General features: G+C 63.3%; 2 protein-coding genes. Both read left to right on the forward strand.

The genetic code is table 11. The features are described 5' to 3' along the window. The first annotated feature begins 220 nt into the window (after positions 1-220). On the forward strand, positions 221-679 hold the full coding sequence (locus J9611_RS21355; protein ID WP_211883250.1) for a hypothetical protein: 459 nt from the start codon (positions 221-223) through the stop codon (positions 677-679). Between the two features lie 282 nt (positions 680-961). Continuing rightward, a partial coding sequence (locus J9611_RS21360) for a hypothetical protein (protein ID WP_211883252.1) occupies positions 962-1,314 on the forward strand: 353 nt, incomplete at its 3' end.

A 1,314-nucleotide genomic window follows, 5' to 3' on the forward strand; every position in this document is an offset into this window, starting at 1 on the left:
CAGCGCCTCCAGGGCCTCGCGGTCCCCGTTGCGCAGTTCCAGTGCCTTTGCCAGATAAACCATGGGTCAAGTCTGACAAAAATTCATACCCAAAGGAATCAACGACACGCTACACTAGGGATGTCACGCAGCCTTCGGTTCAGAGGCTTTCGGGCCGCCCTGCCATCGCGGCTGTACGAAGACTCTGGACCGTCTTCGTACAGAAGGCTATCTTCTGAAGATGCGGAGTCCAATGGCGACGGCGCTGGTGGGGCTGCTAATTGGCGTCCTGACGACCGGCTGCAGCCTTTTGCCTGGCGCCCACACGGAAACCTGTGTCGACTGGGTCCACTTCGAGGCGCCCCAGGAGCAGTTCAAGGAAGCCGGGCTCGTCCTCATCGGGAAACCCGTTGCCAAGGACGGCGAAACCAGCATCTACGGCTACACGGCGCAGATTCATCTCGTGGACGTCGAGGCAGTCCTCAAAGGCGAGCCCGGCCCCGGCCCCGTCCGCATCGCTTCGATGCCCTTGACGTGCACCGGCGGCGTGTCCTATCCGGAGGGCGATCCGCTCGACGAAAACCGCCGGATGCTGATTTACGCCAACAGGCAGAACGGTGACTGGTTTACCATGACCCCGGCCCAGGGCGCCGTGCCATTCGAGCCTGGCACCCAACTCCCGTTCAAGCGGGCTTCCTAAGCCGGACCCGGCGTCATTCGAGGCGGAAGTAGCGGTTTCTTCGTGGCACCTGGCGCGGGTCAATGTGCGGGGGCGGGATGAACCAGGGGATGCCGGCGCGGAGCTGGATGGTCCATTGACCCTTGTGGACCACGTGATGATGGTGACTGCATTATTCCGATGTCCGGATTATGCCGATGTCGCTCCGGGCAGCCTGATTTGGCGGGGTTCTTCCTGTTTCTTATCGGCATAATCCGGGCCGGGGTGCACGCTGGTCTTTCCTGATTGGGAAAGGAAAGCGTCATGGTTGATGTGCTGAGAGGGACCGGGCCCGGCCCGTTGGCAGGCTGCGCGGCGGGGTTCGCCGGTTATCTGGCCGGGTTCGGTTACGCCCCGGGGTCGGTGGTGCTGCGGCTGAACCTGCTGAAGCATCTGAGTCGTTGGCTTGCGGCGGAGGCGGTGGATCCGTCGGGTTTCGATGCCGCGACGGTCGAACGGTTTCTGGCCGACCGCCGGACGGATCATACGGACATGTCCTCGTCGGGGGCGGTGGCGCCGTTGTTCGCGTATTTGCGTTCGCTGAAGGTGATACCGGATGGTGTTGCGCTGGCCCGGGAGGTGGGGCCGGTGGATGGGGTGCTGTCGCGGTGGGGCGG

Origin of the sequence: Pseudarthrobacter albicanus (assembly GCF_018224015.1) — a bacterium.
GTDB lineage: Bacteria > Actinomycetota > Actinomycetes > Actinomycetales > Micrococcaceae > Arthrobacter > Arthrobacter albicanus.

Excerpts from the sequence above, each read along its gene's own strand:
- J9611_RS21355 (WP_211883250.1), top strand. The coding sequence starts at position 221 with ATGCGGAGTCCAATGGCGACGGCGCTGGTGGGGCTGCTAATTGGCGTC.